This is a genomic window from Alteromonas sp. ABM1_013 (assembly GCF_056160505.1).
Window position 1 is genome coordinate 67747 of record NZ_JBSWXH010000006.1, and the last position, 14166, is coordinate 81912.

Sequence of the window (14166 nt, forward strand, 5' to 3'; positions counted from 1 at the left end):
TAATGACTTGGCAGAAAAAAGATTACGAGGACATTCCTGGTACCTATGTGTTCGATGGAAAGCGCGCTCACCCTGCTTATGCTCTCAATAAGCTACTGTTTTCTTTTAACAATGAAGAAAACAGAACGGAATTTGATAAAGACCCTGCAGCATATTGTGACAAGTATGGGGTTAAAGGTGAGTATAAAGACGTCGTGGTAAATTCTGATTTTCTACAAATGCTTCGATTAGGCGCCAACATATACTTCATGGCAAAAATGGCTATTCCTCGCGGTGTGTCTGTACAAGACGCAGGTGCCGCTTTTCAAGGTATTACAACGGAAGAATTTAAGCAGAACTTGGTGGCCAAAAGCGACGGTCTTATAGAAAAAATTAAGAAAAAAGGAGACTACTGGAATGGCTAAAATCATTGGTGGAATAACCAGTTCGCACATACCTGCCGTTGGTAACGCTATTACTGAAGGTCTTCAGCAAGAGCCTTATTGGAAAAGGTTTTTTGACGGGTACGGGCCTGCGAAAGACTGGTTAAATGAAGTAAAGCCAGACCTGGTTATTGTTGTATACAACGACCATGGCTTAAACTTTTTCTTAGATACCGTTCCGACCTTTGCTTTAGGGTGTGCAGATGAGTATCACAATGCTGATGAAGGGTGGGGTTTAAAGCCGGTTAACCCGTTTAAGGGTAATGCACCACTTTCTTGGCATATCGCAGAGTCGCTTATTGAACAAGAAATAGATATCTGCACTTGCCAAGAAATGAAAGTCGATCATGGTTTCGTTAATCCTATTCGCGCGTTGTTTGGCGATTGCGAAGAGTGGCCGGTAGAAGCTATTCCGCTTGCTGTAAATACAGTACAGCACCCAGTACCAACGGCCGCCCGTTGTTTAAAACTAGGCAAGGCGTTGGGTAAAGCACTGGAGTCATATCCTGAAGACCATAAAGTTGTGATATTGGGTACGGGCGGCATGTCGCACCAGCTTCAAGGCGAACGAGCCGGTATTATAGACGTCGACTTTGATCTTGAGTGCATGGATAAGATAGCTGAAGAACCTGAATGGATGACGCAGTTCTCCAATGCTGAAATTATGGAACGAGCGGGAACAGAAGGTATTGAAACCATAATGTGGCTGGTCATGCGCGGTGCGCTAAAAGACGATGTTAACGTGATACACAAGCACTACCATGCACCTATTTCAAATACGGGCGCAGGTGTGTTGGTTTTAGATAACCGCTAAGATAACGCGGCGTACATAACGCCGTAAGCATAGCGTAAAACAAAAAAGCGGCGAGTACATGTGAAGTACTCGCCGCTTTTTATTTAGCAGTATTAAAATTCTTCTGTGTCTATATCAGCCTGTGCAGCGGCCGGATATCTTGGGCCTTGCACCGTTTCTTGATTAATTAACTGACCGGCGCGCACTAATATATTGCTATCAATGGTTAATTCGCTCGCCCGCAAATTCTCCTCTAAATGAGTGATAAAGCGGGTGCCGGGTAAAGCGTGTATATAGTCTGCTTGTTTCAAAACCCAATGAATGGCCAGTTGCGCGGGTGTACATTCAGCTTCATTTGCTAAGGCTGCAAATTGGGTAAATATACGTCGGTTTTGCACCCAGTTTTCACCTTGGAACCGAGGCATTCCCCGCCTAATATCACCACTATCTAAGTCATCAATATGAGCAAATGTATTACTTAAATATCCACGTGCTAAAGGGCTAAAGCCAACGAAAGCAACGTCTAGTTCTTCGCATTTTTTCAGAACTGCAATTTCTGCATTACGTGTCCACAGTGAATATTCTGTTTGCATCGCGGCTATTGGATGAATGGCGTGCGCTTTAACAAGCGTTTCGGCAGACGCTTCAGATAAACCAATCGCGCCAATCTTGCCTGCTTTAACCGCATTTGCCAACGCGCCAACACTGTCTTCTACCGGCACGTTAGGGTCAATCCTGTGCAAATAGTACAAGTCGATAAAGTCGGTTTGTAAGCTTTTTAACGCGTTATTAAGCGTAGCCTCTATAGCTTTAGGCGAGCCATCAATAGTGCGCTTGCCGTTCACGCCAGTCATCCCGCACTTACTGGCCAGCAAAATCTTGTCTCTAAAGGGTTTTATCCCTTTTCCGACAATGCGCTCATTTTCTCCGAAGCCATATAATGCCGCAGTATCAAAATGATCGACGCCTAAATCATAAGCCTTGTGTAGTAAATCGATAGCATCATTTTCGCTGAGTTTGCCAGAATAGGCATGGCTAAAGTTCATACAACCAAAGCCAATCTCACCCACCTGTTTACCCAAAAGATTACGCGTTTTAATAATCGCCTCCAATTACGCTAGCTGTTGCTCAAGGTCATGAAGCACTTTATAGCAGCCCAATACGCTCGCTACGCTAGCATTGGGTTGGCGGCCTTCTTTTATCGCGCTAATAAATTCGCGGTCTTGTAGCTCAATACCATTTAATGATACATCAACGTTAGACACATCAATTGGTTCTTCATGGCCGTTAACAAGGTCGTCGTATCTTGCGATATAAGTGCCGTTGTCGCAGATGTATCGGAAGAATGTACCTAACGGTCCATCATTATTGAAAGATAGTGAAAGGGTACAAATGGCGCCATTTTCAGCTTGAAGCTGAATTGACATATCCATAGCAATACCAAGTTCAGGGTGAATCGGCCCCTGTACGGCGTTCGCTTTTACAATAGGCGAGCCCGCTTGGTAGGCAAATAAATCAACCGTATGAGCAGCGTGGTGCCAAAGCAAATGGTCTGTCCAAGAACGAGGCTCACCTTTCGCATTAATGTTTTTGCGACGAAAGAAATAGGTTTGAACGTCCATTTGCTGAATATTCAATTCACCCTTGCGCAAACGCTTATTTAGCCATTGATGAGACGGGTTAAAGCGGCGAGTATGACCCACCATGCACACCAAATTAGACGCTAGTTGTGCATCCATAACGGCTTGAGAGTCTTCCCAACTGTCGGCGAGTGGTATCTCAACTTGTACGTGTTTGCCCGCCTGCATGCATAAAATAGACTGCTCGGCATGCATCTGGGTGGGGGTGCAAAGAATAACGGCATCGGCATCAGAGGTTAGTGCCTCTTCAAGTGTAGTGTACACATGGGGAATCTTGTACTCATCGGCAACCGCTTGCGTTTTTTGCGGGTTTCGGCCCACTAAACCGACAACCTCAGCATCATCAATTTTGCTCAATGCATCTAAGTGCTTTATGCCAAAAGCGCCAGGACCTACAACTATAATTTTCATAAAATCTTCCTCAATTTCAAAAAGCAGTATCGAGCCTTAAGACCAATAAAGCTTCATTGGGTTATCAACCAAAAGTTTGCGCTGTAATCTTTCTGTAGAGGCAATAAGCGGAATGAAATCAACCAGCTTTCCGTCATCCGGCATGTGACTTTTCATATTCGGGTGAGGCCAATCTGTGCCCCAAATAACACGGTCTGGAAAGCGTTCAACCACTTCTCTGGCGAAAGGGATGACATCGTGGTAACCGTTACTCGGCCCAGCCAGTGAGATTCGCTCTGGGCAACTCACCTTCGACCAAAAATTGGTGTTCTCTGTCATTAGTTTTAGAAATAACCCAAACTCTTCACCGTCTACCGGTTTACTCACGTCGGGACGACCCATGTGATCAACAACAACCGTGGTAGGCAGTGCGGTAAAAAACGAATAAAGCTCTGGTAGTTCTTGGGCTTCAAAGTAAATAACAATGTGCCAGCCAAGTTCTTTAATGCGGTGCGCTACTGTATTTAATGCATCAAACGGCAGGGCATCGACTAAACGTTTAACAAAGTTAAAGCGCACGCCTCGTACGCCAGCTTCGTGTAGTGCATACAACTCTTCATCTGAAATATCAGGTTTTACGGTGGCAACGCCTCGCGCAAGTCCCTGAGAGTTGTTTAGCGCATCAACTAATGCACGGTTGTCGGCACCGTGACATGTCGCCTGCACAATAACATTTCGGCTAAAACCTAAATAATCACGCAGCGCCCACAACTGCCACTTAGATGCGTCACATGGTGTGTATTTTCGCTCAGCAGCAAAAGGAAATTGTTCACCAGGGCCAAACACATGGCAGTGCGCATCTACCGCGCCTTGCGGTAATGTAAACTGTGGTTTCGACGGTGATGGGTGCCAGTGTAACCAATCTGGATCAACGGTAAATTTGCTCATAGCCCCATTCCTTTTAGTTTGGCATCTAGTCGAGGGTATACCCTACGAGCATTGCCAGAAAATATTAACTGCTTATCTTCTGTTGGAATATCCAACGCATCAATATAGCGTTTTGTGTCATCAAAATAATTACCCGTTTGAGGGTCAATACCTCGCACTGCGCCAATCATTTCTGAGCCGAATAGAATGTTTTTAATGTCAATAACATCGAATAACAGGTCTATCCCGGGTTGATGGTAAACACAGGTGTCAAAATACACGTTTTGCATTACATGTTCATCGAGTGGAGGCTGCTTTAGCATATCAGCTAAGCCACGATAACGCCCCCAGTGATAAGGTACGGCGCCGCCGCCGTGTGGAATAATAATGCGCAGTTCGGGGAAGTCCTTAAATAAATTACCCTGCAAAAATTGCATGAATGCCGTGGTATCTGCATTCATATAATGAGCACCCGTAGCGTGGAAGTTCGCGTTACACGAGCCCGACACGTGGATCATGGCTGGTACATCTAGTTCTACCATTTTTTCATAGAACGGATACCAGCTTTTGTCCGTTAAAGGCGCTGATGTCCAATGGCCACCGGAGGGGTCTGGATTTAAGTTGCAGCCTACAAAGCCCAGCTCATTAACACAGCGCTCTAGCTCATCTATAGAGTTTTTGATTGGAACACCGGGTGACTGGGGTAATTGACACACACCAATAAAGTGTTGAGGGTATAAATCGACAACGCGCTTAATCAGGTCATTGCATGCGCTGGTCCACTGCTTTGAAACTGCTTCATCGCCAACGTGGTGCGCCATCGCAGATGCGCGCGGAGAAAATATTGTCATGTCTGAACCACGCTCTTTTAGTAACTTAAGCTGGTTTTTCTCAATACTTTCTCGAATTTGGTCATCGCTAATATAAGGAACTTCAGGCAGCGCCTTGCCGTCTTTAAACGCTTTAATTTGCGCCTCTCTGAAAAGCTGTAGTGGCTCGGGTGCAGTGGTGTAATGTCCGTGGCAATCAATGATCATTTTCGGTCCTCTTTATCGTTTTTATTCATGAGCTAGTGTAGGGTCAGAGTCGGGAGCAAACACCGTTCCCTGCATGAGCAGTCTGGCTGTGCGCAGTAAAGCGGCGCGCTTCACTTCAAATGTTTCGAATGCATCAGCATTTGCGACCTCCATATCTACCTTGAACGCTCCCGTTGGATGCTCAATTGCAAGGGGCACAGCAGATTGCAATTCGTTATCACGTTTAGCGCAATGGCGGCGATAAAGGTCGTAGGCAACGGTGCCTTTTGCCAAGCAAGCCGTCGCAACGCTAACTGAGCCTAAAACGCCAATAGCGTCGTGTACTCTGTGTGGAATAAAGGTACGAGTATTGATATCTCCGCCATTTAGAGGGGCAGAAATGATCGTCATCTTAGGGACCGTTTTGGCCGTGACATCGCCTAACTGCATCATTTCGCCAGCCTTAAGCCTGATAGCTTCTACTTTTTGTTTTAAGGCGGCATTACTTTCTAATTGTTCTGGTGTTTCGCTTCCCTTAAGTCCCAGCGAGTGAGCATCAATAAGCACGACCGGCATACCATTATCTATACACGTAATGTTAATTTCTTCTACGGTATTTTGAGCAGCTCCAGTGGGGAATAAGCTCCCACAGGAAGAGCCTGCAACATCTAAAAAGTCAATATAAACAGGGGCGGCGGTATTAGGTACGCCGTCAATACTCGCACTACCTTCGTAATTGACCACGCCGTTAGGCGTTTGAACTCTTACTACAGCGAACGTGTTGGTATTCACCATGCGAATACGTACATCGGTTGTCGTGTCCTGCGCTTTTACTAGCCCCTGCTCAATAGCAAACGCACCCACGCCAGCAAGAATGTTTCCGCAGTTTTGCGTATCGCTGACCTGGGCTTTATCAACCGCTACCTGTAAAAATAAGTAGTCAACGTCGGCTGCTGGATTAGACGACGGGTTTACAACGGCCACCTTACTTGTTAGCGGGTGACCACCGCCCACACCGTCTATTTGCCGGCTATCGGGAGAGCCCATAGCCGACAATAAAAAGGCATTTCTACGATGAACATCAAGGGGTAAATCTTTGGCTAAAAAATAGAGTCCTTTAGAGGTTCCGCCCCTCATTAGGCACGCAGTTACGGCTTTCATAAGTGCTATTGCTCACCGTGCTTTACATAGCGAAGGCCTTTAGCTGCCAGGCGTTCGCGCATATTATAAATATCCAGACCAAGCTCACCTTGTTCAAGACGTTTGCGTTTCGACTCTTCGTTTTCTACGCGCAGCTTAACCTTTTCAAACGTGTCATCTGCTTCTTCTTGTTTAACCACCACAACGCCATCATCATCAGCAACAACAATATCCCCAGGGTTTATCAAAGCACCTGCACAAACAACAGGTACATTAACACTAGCAATCGTCTCTTTTACGGTGCCTTGCGCAAACACGGCTTTAGACCACACGGGGAATTTCATGTCAGTTAAGGTAGCGATATCGCGAACACCAGCATCAATAATCAGCCCTCTTACCCCTCTTGCTTTTAACGATGTAGCCAACAGGTCACCAAAAAAGCCATCTGAACAAGGGCTGGTTGGCGTAACAACCAATACATCTCCCGGCTGACACTGCTCAACCGCGACATGAATCATCCAGTTGTCTCCTGGCGCTACTTGGCATGTAACCGCAGGGCCGGCTATTTGAGCAGGTCGGTAAATAGGGCGCATATCTTGCGCTAAAAGCCCCTTTCTACCCTGCGCTTCGTGAACGGTAGCAACCTCCGACCCCTGATATTTTTCAATGGTTGACAGGGAAGGTCGTGGGCAGTCTGTTACGCAAATAGCCATTAGGATATTCCTTTAATATTGAAGTCTCTCGATTATGGATAACTCGGCGCTGAAAAGAACGTTAGATTGCTGCCCTTTGCTATTAATTTTTTCTATAATGACTAAAAAACATTAGGGGCATACGTTGATTTTTAATACGCGTCACTTGCTTAGTGCTATGAAAGTTAGAGAGTTCGGTACGCTAACCGAAACGTCTCAGCATATTCATTTATCACAATCGGCCTTAACGCAAGGTATCAACAAGCTGGAGTCTCAGCTTGGCCACACAATTTTCGAACGCACCCAGTCAGGTATGTTTACAACAGATGTAGGCGATGTTTTTTTGAAGCGGGTAACAAGAGCGTTCGACTACTTACTGTCTTTTGCCAATAACGTGTTTGAAAAAAGTGCGAAGAGAAAGGAAGGTTTTTTACGGCTTATTACAACCCGTCAACTTATTGCATTAATTACGGTTGTAGATACCGGAAATTACACCAACGCAGCGACAAAGCTGGGTTTAACACAGCCAACGCTGGGTAAAACGATCAAAGACCTTGAATTTACGCTTGAACAAAAGTTATTTCGTCGAATTCCCACTGGTGTTGAACCAACGTGGAGAGCAAAGCAGCTTGCTCGTCTTGCTCATTTATTTGTAGCTGAAATTGAACAAGGGCAGCAGGAAGTCAACGAGTTCGTTGGGCAGCGCTCTGGCAAAATACGTATAGGCAGTTTGCCGCTGGCAAGGGCAAACATAGTACCTATGGCGGTGTTGCGGTTATTAGAGGAATATCCCCAAGCGGAAGTGAGTATCGTTGACGGCCCATATGAGGAACAACTTGTTGGCTTGCTGCAAGGGCAAGTTGATATCATTGTAGGGGCATTGCGTGCCCCCAACCTTGATAACACAATCTCGCAGCACAAATTGTTCGACGATAAACTGCACCTTGTAGCGCGCAAGCACCATCCTTCTTTAGCGGCCATAGAAGAGGGGACTTACGCTTCCAACATAAGTAAATGGCAATGGGTTATTCCCAAAGCCGGTACGCCAACGCGAAAGGTTTTTAATCGCATGTTCGAGCTTGAAGCTATGCCGGTACCCAAAGATATTATCGAATGCAGTACTATGATGGCGATCCGCGGGATCTTGTTAAAAAGCGACAGAGTAACCTTGTTATCTGCAAGGCAAGTTCAAGACGAGGTCGATGCTGGTTTGCTTTATGTAAGCCCCAACCCCTTGCCAGATAGCTGTCGAGAAATAGGCTACACACTACGACGCGATTGGCAGCCAACAGCACTTCAAAGACGCTTCCTTGAAGTGCTAGATGAATATAAACGTAACTGAACGTCTGCGACTAATTACTTAAGTTTTCATAGGGCATGCCTACATACTGGTTGGCAATAACCTTTTTCCCTTCCTCGGTAGACGTGTAGTAATCCAGCTCAGAGTTCATGAATCGCTGAAATGTCTCTGGGCCCATATCGTTGACATGCTCATTATCGAAATTATGCAGCATGTTCGAGAGCCACCACGAAAATCGTTCGCCGTGCCATACCCTTCGTAATGCAATTTTTGAATAGTCTTCAATATGTGAGTTGTCGTCTTCAAGATAAACGCGACAAAGTATTTTGTACAAAGTTGCCACATCGGATGCTGCTAAATTTAAGCCTTTTGCGCCTGTTGGGGGAACAATATGTGCAGCGTCTCCAACAAGAAAAAGTGCACCGTATTGCATAGGTTCGCAAACAAAAGAACGCAAAGGAGCAATACTTTTTTCAATGCTTGGCCCAGTTATGAGCTTTTGGGCAACCTCTGCAGGTAAGCGCTTTTTAAGCTCATCCCAGAACATTTCGTCTGTCCAGTTTTCTACCGCGTCAGTGGCAGGCACCTGAAGGTAATAGCGCGAACGCGTAGAAGAACGTCTGCTTGCTAAAGCGAAGCCCCGTTGGCTTTTGCAATAAATAAGTTCTTCACTAACAGGCGGCGTATCGCTAAGCACTCCTAACCAGCCAAATGGGTAAACTCGCTCGTGCTCTGTTCTTTCCGACTCAGGAATAGTTTTACGAGAAACACCGTGAAAACCATCACATCCAGCGATATAGTCGCAATTTAGCTTGTAAACATCGTCCCCTTTTTTGAAAACCACATTGGGCGATGCGGTATCAATGTCGTTCAAAGTCACATCTTCAACTTCGTAGAAGCTGGTTAACTTTGCGGCCTCGCGTGCTTCCATAAGATCTTTAGTGATCTCGGTTTGGCCGTAACACATCACAGCTTTGCCGTCTGCCAACGCTTTTAAATCGATATGGACCGTTTTATCATCAATGGCAATCTCGAAACCATCATGCACTTCACCTTCTTTGTCCATGCGAGCACCAACGCCGGCCTCTCGCACAAGCTCGGTAAATCCCTGTTCCAAAATGCCCGCTCTAATACGACTTAAAATATAATCTTTGTTTGCTCTATCTATAACAATGTTATCTATGCCTTGCTTAGCTAAGAGTTGACCAAGCAATAAACCAGAAGGGCCAGAGCCAACAATAGCTACTTGTGTTGTTAATGTTTTCATCTTCACTACCTTTGCGAATATTGTGCAAATAGTGTGAAGTTAAATGTGGTAACAAATTATTAACTTTTCTCTCATTCTATTGTACTTTTCAATCAAGTTAATAATTGTGTTTAATATGGCTTTTAGAATGACATCGCAAATTTATCAATATCCAAACTACGACCTATATGGGGAAAGTGGGCTTATAGAAAGGCCGGGAGCGGTGCATTTGGAAGATATCTCCACGCGAAGTGAAAGCCTGGACTGGGTAATAAAACCGCACAGACATGCACATTTATTTCAAGTGTTGTACATTTTAGATGGGCAGGCAAACGTTACGTTAAACAAAAAAACATTCAGCATAAGGGGGAAATGCGCAGTAACTATTCCTATGGGGGTAGTACATGGCTTTACGTTTCAGCCAAACATTAAAGGTTTTGTACTGTCTGTTACAAGCGCTATCTTGGGTGAAGAAATGCAAAGTGCGCAAGACACCGCCATAAACAACCTTTTCCATTCTGCTCATGTGTTTCAAGAAGACAGTCAGCAGTTTAATAGGTTAACGCGATACTTCATTGATATTCGCGACGAGCTAAAGCGTGCCCTACAAAATCAAGACCAATCATTGCTGTTGTTAACAAAGCTTGTGTTGCTAACCCTTCAACGACTAGCAGCTGAGCAGCAGCTTGAATACAGTGCTGGGCCACACGAAGCGCGCATATTGACCAAATTTAAAAGGCTAATAGAAGAGCATTACCTAGAGCACTGGCCCTTATCCAAATATGCCAGCGAACTATTTGTTTCTATGTCTAGCTTAAATCGCCTATGTAATAAAAATTTAGGAGAGTCACCCAAAAACATTATTCAAAGGCGATTAATTGACGAAGCGAAACGGAAATTGGTTTACACCCAACAACCAATACAAGACCTATGCTACAGCCTTGGTTTTAAGGATTACCCCTACTTCTCAAGGTTCTTCAAAAAACACATAGGCATGACGGCGGGTTGTTATCGACAATCTTTTCAAAATGCTCCTCGGCAGAAAGGCAAACCTGAGTAGGTAATGACTAACGCTCTTTTCTTGATCACAACACATCGCAAAGTCGTTATACTGAAATTCACTACTTCACTTTTAAGCGTACCCACGTGTCACTAACGTCGCCTCAATCTTTGCGTAGCCCCAGTTTTGCTCAGTCACTGCTTTGTTTTGGCGTTATTGCCGTTATTATGGCTGCATGGGGGGGAAGTTTATTGAAAGCGAAAGCCGCAAATCGTTAAGAGAGCCATTTGCACTTTCTGTAAGTGGCTGCCACGGTTTATCCTCTAGAGGGGATAATTACGACTTTATCCCCTCTAGAGGATAAAGCCGCAAGGATAGTGGTGTTATGTTTTAAGCCGATTTAGGCTTCAGCCAATGCTGCGCCAACATACCAACGATCATCGCGCCAACAAACATCAGCACATCAGTTTGAAGCGACGCAATGGCAACTACGGCAGGGCCGGGGCAAAAACCGCTAATGCCCCAGCCAATGCCAAAAGCGGCAGAGCCCAATATCAATTTAGCATCAATAGTTTTGCTAGTTGGTATATCGAACTTGTTCGCAAACATCGGCTTGTTGCGCTTGCGCACCCAGTACATACCTGGCGCAGCTACTAAAATAGCACCGCCCATTACGAACGCTAACGTGGCATCCCAGTTGGCGCTTAAATCTAAAAAGTTAAGTACACGGGCAGGGTTACTCATACCTGAAATTAGCAGGCCTAAGCCAAACAACAGCCCACAAAGTAGCGAGGCGATAATTGCTCTCATAATATTCTCTCCTCGGTGATTTACAGGTGCCTGATAATTGTGGTGGTAAGTACAGCCGCACCCATAAACGTGAGCGTGGCAACAATAGAGCGGGGAGATAACCGTGAAAGGCCAGCCACACCATGGCCCGATGTACACCCAGAGCCAAGGCGTGTACCAAAGCCTACGAGTAAGCCGGCCACAACCAACCACGCTGAGCTCATTTGCGTTTGAACCTGTAAATCGCCAACAAACACCATGTAAAGCACGGCAGATAAAACAACCCCTATTAAAAACGCCAAGCGCCAGTAGCGTTCAATGCCGCGCTGTGTCATCGCGCCTGCGGCAATACCTGAAATGCCCGCAATACGGCCTAGGGTAAGCAGTAATAAAACCACTGATAAACCTATCAGCAGCCCACCTGCCAAACCGGCAAACGGCTCGAAGGGCGTTGATGTCCAGTTTTCCAATTTTCTCTCCTAAACTTACTTGTGTAATGCCTTATTCAAAAAGCATTTTTATATAAAACATATTATAAACAGCAGCCTAAATAAGGCCTGCTATTCAACTTCTATAAAATCGATGGCAAGGTGCATGGCGAGTGCTCCCTCTCTGTCTTTTACCAAATCATGCAGCGTAAATTGGTCAAGCTCGCTGATGAATTTATCAGCCGCGTCTTGAAGAATTGACTTCAAGCGACACGCGGGCGAGATCACGCATTTATTCGTTGGTGATGCAAAGCATTCTGCCAATGCCACGTCTTCTACGGTGAGGCGAAAAACATCGCCTAAATTAATTTCTTCTGCTTCCTTGGCCAGCGTAATACCACCACCGCGACCTTTTGTGCCAGTGACATACCCCTGCTCAATAAGCAGCGTAATGACTTTTTTTAAGTGATTGAAAGACACGAAATACGCATCTGCAATATCGCTTGTCTTCACAAGATGATTTTTTCGCAGCGCAAGATAGATCAAAACGCGAAACGCTAAATTAGTAAAAGTATTGATTTTCATGGGATTTATCATAAACGCTAAGTTCAACTTTCTTGATATTACAGCAGCACGAAAATTAAATATATATTTGAGATGTACATTATTATATATTTTGTTCTATGATATAACAAAATGAAATAAGGTGTCGATATGATTATTCTTGGCTACATCGCTGCTGTTCTTATGGGAATGGTTTTAGGCGTAATAGGCGGAGGGGGCTCTATCCTTACCGTGCCTATCCTTGTTTACTTAATGGGCGTTACGCCAGATGTCGCCACCGGCTATTCATTGCTTATTGTTGGTGCCACGGCCGCATTTGGCGCAGTAAGGTATTTCAAAGAAGGTCTTGTTGACGTTAAAGCGTCTATTTTATTTGCTGTGCCTTCCATCATTGCTGTTTATCTAACACGGGCCTTTCTCATGCCCGCCATTCCCGAAACTATCGCTTTTCAATCGCTAACCATAGATAAAAATCTGGGCATCATGGTGCTGTTCGCCATGCTGATGTTGGCCTCGGCCGCCATGATGTTGAAAAAGGCTTACAGCAAATCGGCGCCAGCAACCCAGGTTGTTGAGAATAAACAACCCAACGTTGGGCTGATAATTGTTGAAGGCGCCGTAGTTGGTGTTGTTACCGGCATACTCGGCGCGGGTGGGGGCTTCCTCATCATACCTGCCTTGGTACTTATTTTAGGCATGCCCATGAAGAATGCAGTGGGCGCGTCGCTATTCATTATCGCCTTAAAGTCGTTACTTGGCTTCATTGGCGACCTACAAACCGGAATTCAATTGGAGATGCCTTTGCTGCCGCTTATGCTGGTAGCCACGTTTATTGGGATGGCTGTCTCCACGAAGGTAGCGGGAAAACTAGACGGTGCAGCTTTGCAGAAGTTCTTTGCATTCTTCACTCTAGTTATTGCCGTTTTCATCATGACCAAAGAACTTCTTTAGGAGAACATCCATGAACGTTGAAACATTTTACGATAACAAAACGGCCACATTTACTTACGTGCTATTCGACCCCGCTTCCAAAGAGTGTGGCGTGATAGATTCGGTTGCCGATTACGATATCTTTTCGGGGCGCGCGTCAATGGAAAGCGCCGACAAAGTTATCGACTTCGTCAATCAAAACCAGCTTAAGAATAAATGGATTTTAGAAACCCACGTGCACGCCGACCACATTACGGCGGCGCACTATTTGAAGTCTAAAATTGGCGGCAAAATTGGTATTGGCTCAGGTATTAAAACAGTGTTAGATACCTGGTTAGACGTATTTGAGACGGCCAACGATACGCCGAGCGATGGCAGTCAGTTTGATGTGCTGTTCGAAGAAGGCGACACCTTCAATATCGGTGAATATGAAGTAAAAGTATGGCATACACCGGGCCATACCCCAGCCTGCGCAAGCTTCTTGGTAGACGGCAAAATATTTGTAGGCGACACCATGTTCGCCCCTAACTTAGGAACGGCGCGCTGCGACTTCCCGGGTGGCAGTGCCGAGCAACTTTACAACACTATCCAGCGCTTCTTCACCCTGCCTGACGATACTACTGTTTACCTTGGTCACGACTACCCTAAAGATGGTGCAGCTCCGCTATCAACAGTATCTATCAAAGAAGCCAAAGAAACGAACAAGCAAATTCGCCCAGACGTAACCCTTCAGGAATATGTGGAAAAACGCGAGGCAAGAGATGCAACCCTTGCGGTACCCAAATTACTGTTACCCGCTATTCAAGCAAACCTTCGCAACGGCCAGTTTGGCGAAAAATCTGAAGGCGGTAAGCAGTTCATTAAAATTCCTGTGAATGCCATTTAAAGG

General features: G+C 45.4%; 17 protein-coding genes. 7 read left to right on the forward strand and 10 right to left on the reverse strand.

What is annotated here, in order from left to right; genetic code table 11:
- Positions 1–2: 2 nt before the first annotated feature.
- A complete protein-coding gene (locus ACXAGK_RS17505; RefSeq protein WP_474803094.1) occupies positions 3–404 on the forward strand; it encodes a protocatechuate 4,5-dioxygenase subunit alpha in 402 nt (133 codons plus the stop codon).
- Positions 397–1236, forward strand: a complete 840-nt coding sequence (locus ACXAGK_RS17510; protein ID WP_474803091.1) for a class III extradiol dioxygenase family protein — start codon at positions 397–399, stop codon at positions 1234–1236. The genes ACXAGK_RS17505 and ACXAGK_RS17510 overlap by 8 nt, the downstream gene beginning before the upstream one ends.
- Before the next feature lie 92 nt (positions 1237–1328).
- On the opposite strand, the gene ACXAGK_RS17515 is transcribed toward ACXAGK_RS17510, so the two are convergent.
- Genes ACXAGK_RS17515 through ACXAGK_RS17540 form a run of 6 tightly spaced genes read right to left on the reverse strand, consistent with a single transcriptional unit; the run spans position 1329 to position 7041 of the window.
- Positions 1329–2297 carry an aldo/keto reductase gene (locus ACXAGK_RS17515; RefSeq protein WP_474857218.1) on the reverse strand — a complete coding sequence of 323 codons (969 nt, stop codon included), beginning with the start codon at positions 2295–2297 and terminating at the stop codon, positions 1329–1331.
- Between the two features lie 30 nt (positions 2298–2327).
- Entirely contained in the window at positions 2328–3266 is a 939-nt protein-coding gene (locus ACXAGK_RS17520) for a Gfo/Idh/MocA family oxidoreductase (protein ID WP_474857219.1), read from the reverse strand.
- A gap of 36 nt (positions 3267–3302) precedes the next feature.
- The gene (locus tag ACXAGK_RS17525; RefSeq protein ID WP_474803082.1) at positions 3303–4193 is read right to left on the reverse strand and encodes an amidohydrolase family protein; all 891 of its coding nucleotides are present in this window, start codon (positions 4191–4193) and stop codon (positions 3303–3305) included.
- A complete protein-coding gene (locus tag ACXAGK_RS17530) occupies positions 4190–5209 on the reverse strand; it encodes an amidohydrolase family protein (protein ID WP_474857220.1) in 1020 nt (339 codons plus the stop codon). The genes ACXAGK_RS17525 and ACXAGK_RS17530 overlap by 4 nt, the downstream gene beginning before the upstream one ends.
- A gap of 21 nt (positions 5210–5230) precedes the next feature.
- Entirely contained in the window at positions 5231–6349 is a 1119-nt protein-coding gene (locus tag ACXAGK_RS17535) for a 4-oxalomesaconate tautomerase (protein WP_474857221.1), read from the reverse strand.
- A gap of 5 nt (positions 6350–6354) precedes the next feature.
- Positions 6355–7041, reverse strand: a complete 687-nt coding sequence (locus ACXAGK_RS17540) for a 4-carboxy-4-hydroxy-2-oxoadipate aldolase/oxaloacetate decarboxylase (RefSeq protein ID WP_474803073.1) — start codon at positions 7039–7041, stop codon at positions 6355–6357.
- 124 nt (positions 7042–7165) lie between these two features.
- Here ACXAGK_RS17540 and ACXAGK_RS17545 point away from each other — a divergent pair, with 124 nt between their 5' ends.
- The gene (locus tag ACXAGK_RS17545; protein ID WP_474857222.1) at positions 7166–8362 is read left to right on the forward strand and encodes a LysR family transcriptional regulator; all 1197 of its coding nucleotides are present in this window, start codon (positions 7166–7168) and stop codon (positions 8360–8362) included.
- A 10-nt stretch (positions 8363–8372) separates the two neighbouring features.
- On the opposite strand, the gene pobA is transcribed toward ACXAGK_RS17545, so the two are convergent.
- On the reverse strand, positions 8373–9587 hold the full coding sequence (gene pobA, locus ACXAGK_RS17550) for a 4-hydroxybenzoate 3-monooxygenase (protein WP_474857223.1): 1215 nt from the start codon (positions 9585–9587) through the stop codon (positions 8373–8375).
- A gap of 127 nt (positions 9588–9714) precedes the next feature.
- Here pobA and ACXAGK_RS17555 point away from each other — a divergent pair, with 127 nt between their 5' ends.
- Both ACXAGK_RS17555 and ACXAGK_RS17560 read left to right on the forward strand, forming a co-directional pair.
- Positions 9715–10626: a helix-turn-helix domain-containing protein gene (locus tag ACXAGK_RS17555; RefSeq protein ID WP_474857224.1), complete on the forward strand. Its 912-nt coding sequence runs from the start codon at positions 9715–9717 to the stop codon at positions 10624–10626.
- Positions 10627–10712: 86 nt separating this feature from the next.
- A complete protein-coding gene (locus tag ACXAGK_RS17560) occupies positions 10713–10844 on the forward strand; it encodes a hypothetical protein (protein ID WP_474857225.1) in 132 nt (43 codons plus the stop codon).
- Between the two features lie 112 nt (positions 10845–10956).
- On the opposite strand, the gene ACXAGK_RS17565 is transcribed toward ACXAGK_RS17560, so the two are convergent.
- From ACXAGK_RS17565 to ACXAGK_RS17575, 3 genes are all read right to left on the reverse strand, one after another.
- Positions 10957–11376, reverse strand: coding sequence for a DUF6691 family protein (locus tag ACXAGK_RS17565; protein WP_474857226.1), 420 nt, complete (start codon positions 11374–11376; stop codon positions 10957–10959).
- A 20-nt stretch (positions 11377–11396) separates the two neighbouring features.
- Positions 11397–11825, reverse strand: coding sequence for a YeeE/YedE family protein (locus tag ACXAGK_RS17570; RefSeq protein WP_474857228.1), 429 nt, complete (start codon positions 11823–11825; stop codon positions 11397–11399).
- A 90-nt stretch (positions 11826–11915) separates the two neighbouring features.
- Positions 11916–12368 carry an RrF2 family transcriptional regulator gene (locus ACXAGK_RS17575; RefSeq protein ID WP_474805553.1) on the reverse strand — a complete coding sequence of 151 codons (453 nt, stop codon included), beginning with the start codon at positions 12366–12368 and terminating at the stop codon, positions 11916–11918.
- Between the two features lie 129 nt (positions 12369–12497).
- On the opposite strand from ACXAGK_RS17575, the gene ACXAGK_RS17580 reads away from it, so the two are divergent.
- Positions 12498–13298: a sulfite exporter TauE/SafE family protein gene (locus ACXAGK_RS17580; protein ID WP_474857230.1), complete on the forward strand. Its 801-nt coding sequence runs from the start codon at positions 12498–12500 to the stop codon at positions 13296–13298.
- Between the two features lie 10 nt (positions 13299–13308).
- Positions 13309–14163: an MBL fold metallo-hydrolase gene (locus ACXAGK_RS17585; RefSeq protein WP_474857231.1), complete on the forward strand. Its 855-nt coding sequence runs from the start codon at positions 13309–13311 to the stop codon at positions 14161–14163.
- Positions 14164–14166: the final 3 nt, after the last annotated feature.

Coding starts and splice junctions, on each gene's coding strand:
- ACXAGK_RS17505 (WP_474803094.1), top strand. CDS start 3: ATGACTTGGCAGAAAAAAGATTACGAGGACATTCCTGGTACCTATGTG.
- ACXAGK_RS17510 (WP_474803091.1), top strand. CDS start 397: ATGGCTAAAATCATTGGTGGAATAACCAGTTCGCACATACCTGCCGTT.
- ACXAGK_RS17520 (WP_474857219.1), bottom strand. CDS start 3,266: ATGAAAATTATAGTTGTAGGTCCTGGCGCTTTTGGCATAAAGCACTTA.
- ACXAGK_RS17525 (WP_474803082.1), bottom strand. CDS start 4,193: ATGAGCAAATTTACCGTTGATCCAGATTGGTTACACTGGCACCCATCA.
- ACXAGK_RS17530 (WP_474857220.1), bottom strand. CDS start 5,209: ATGATCATTGATTGCCACGGACATTACACCACTGCACCCGAGCCACTA.
- ACXAGK_RS17535 (WP_474857221.1), bottom strand. CDS start 6,349: ATGAAAGCCGTAACTGCGTGCCTAATGAGGGGCGGAACCTCTAAAGGA.
- ACXAGK_RS17540 (WP_474803073.1), bottom strand. CDS start 7,041: ATGGCTATTTGCGTAACAGACTGCCCACGACCTTCCCTGTCAACCATT.
- pobA (WP_474857223.1), bottom strand. CDS start 9,587: ATGAAAACATTAACAACACAAGTAGCTATTGTTGGCTCTGGCCCTTCT.
- ACXAGK_RS17555 (WP_474857224.1), top strand. CDS start 9,715: ATGACATCGCAAATTTATCAATATCCAAACTACGACCTATATGGGGAA.
- ACXAGK_RS17565 (WP_474857226.1), bottom strand. CDS start 11,376: ATGAGAGCAATTATCGCCTCGCTACTTTGTGGGCTGTTGTTTGGCTTA.
- ACXAGK_RS17575 (WP_474805553.1), bottom strand. CDS start 12,368: ATGAAAATCAATACTTTTACTAATTTAGCGTTTCGCGTTTTGATCTAT.
- ACXAGK_RS17580 (WP_474857230.1), top strand. CDS start 12,498: ATGATTATTCTTGGCTACATCGCTGCTGTTCTTATGGGAATGGTTTTA.
- ACXAGK_RS17585 (WP_474857231.1), top strand. CDS start 13,309: ATGAACGTTGAAACATTTTACGATAACAAAACGGCCACATTTACTTAC.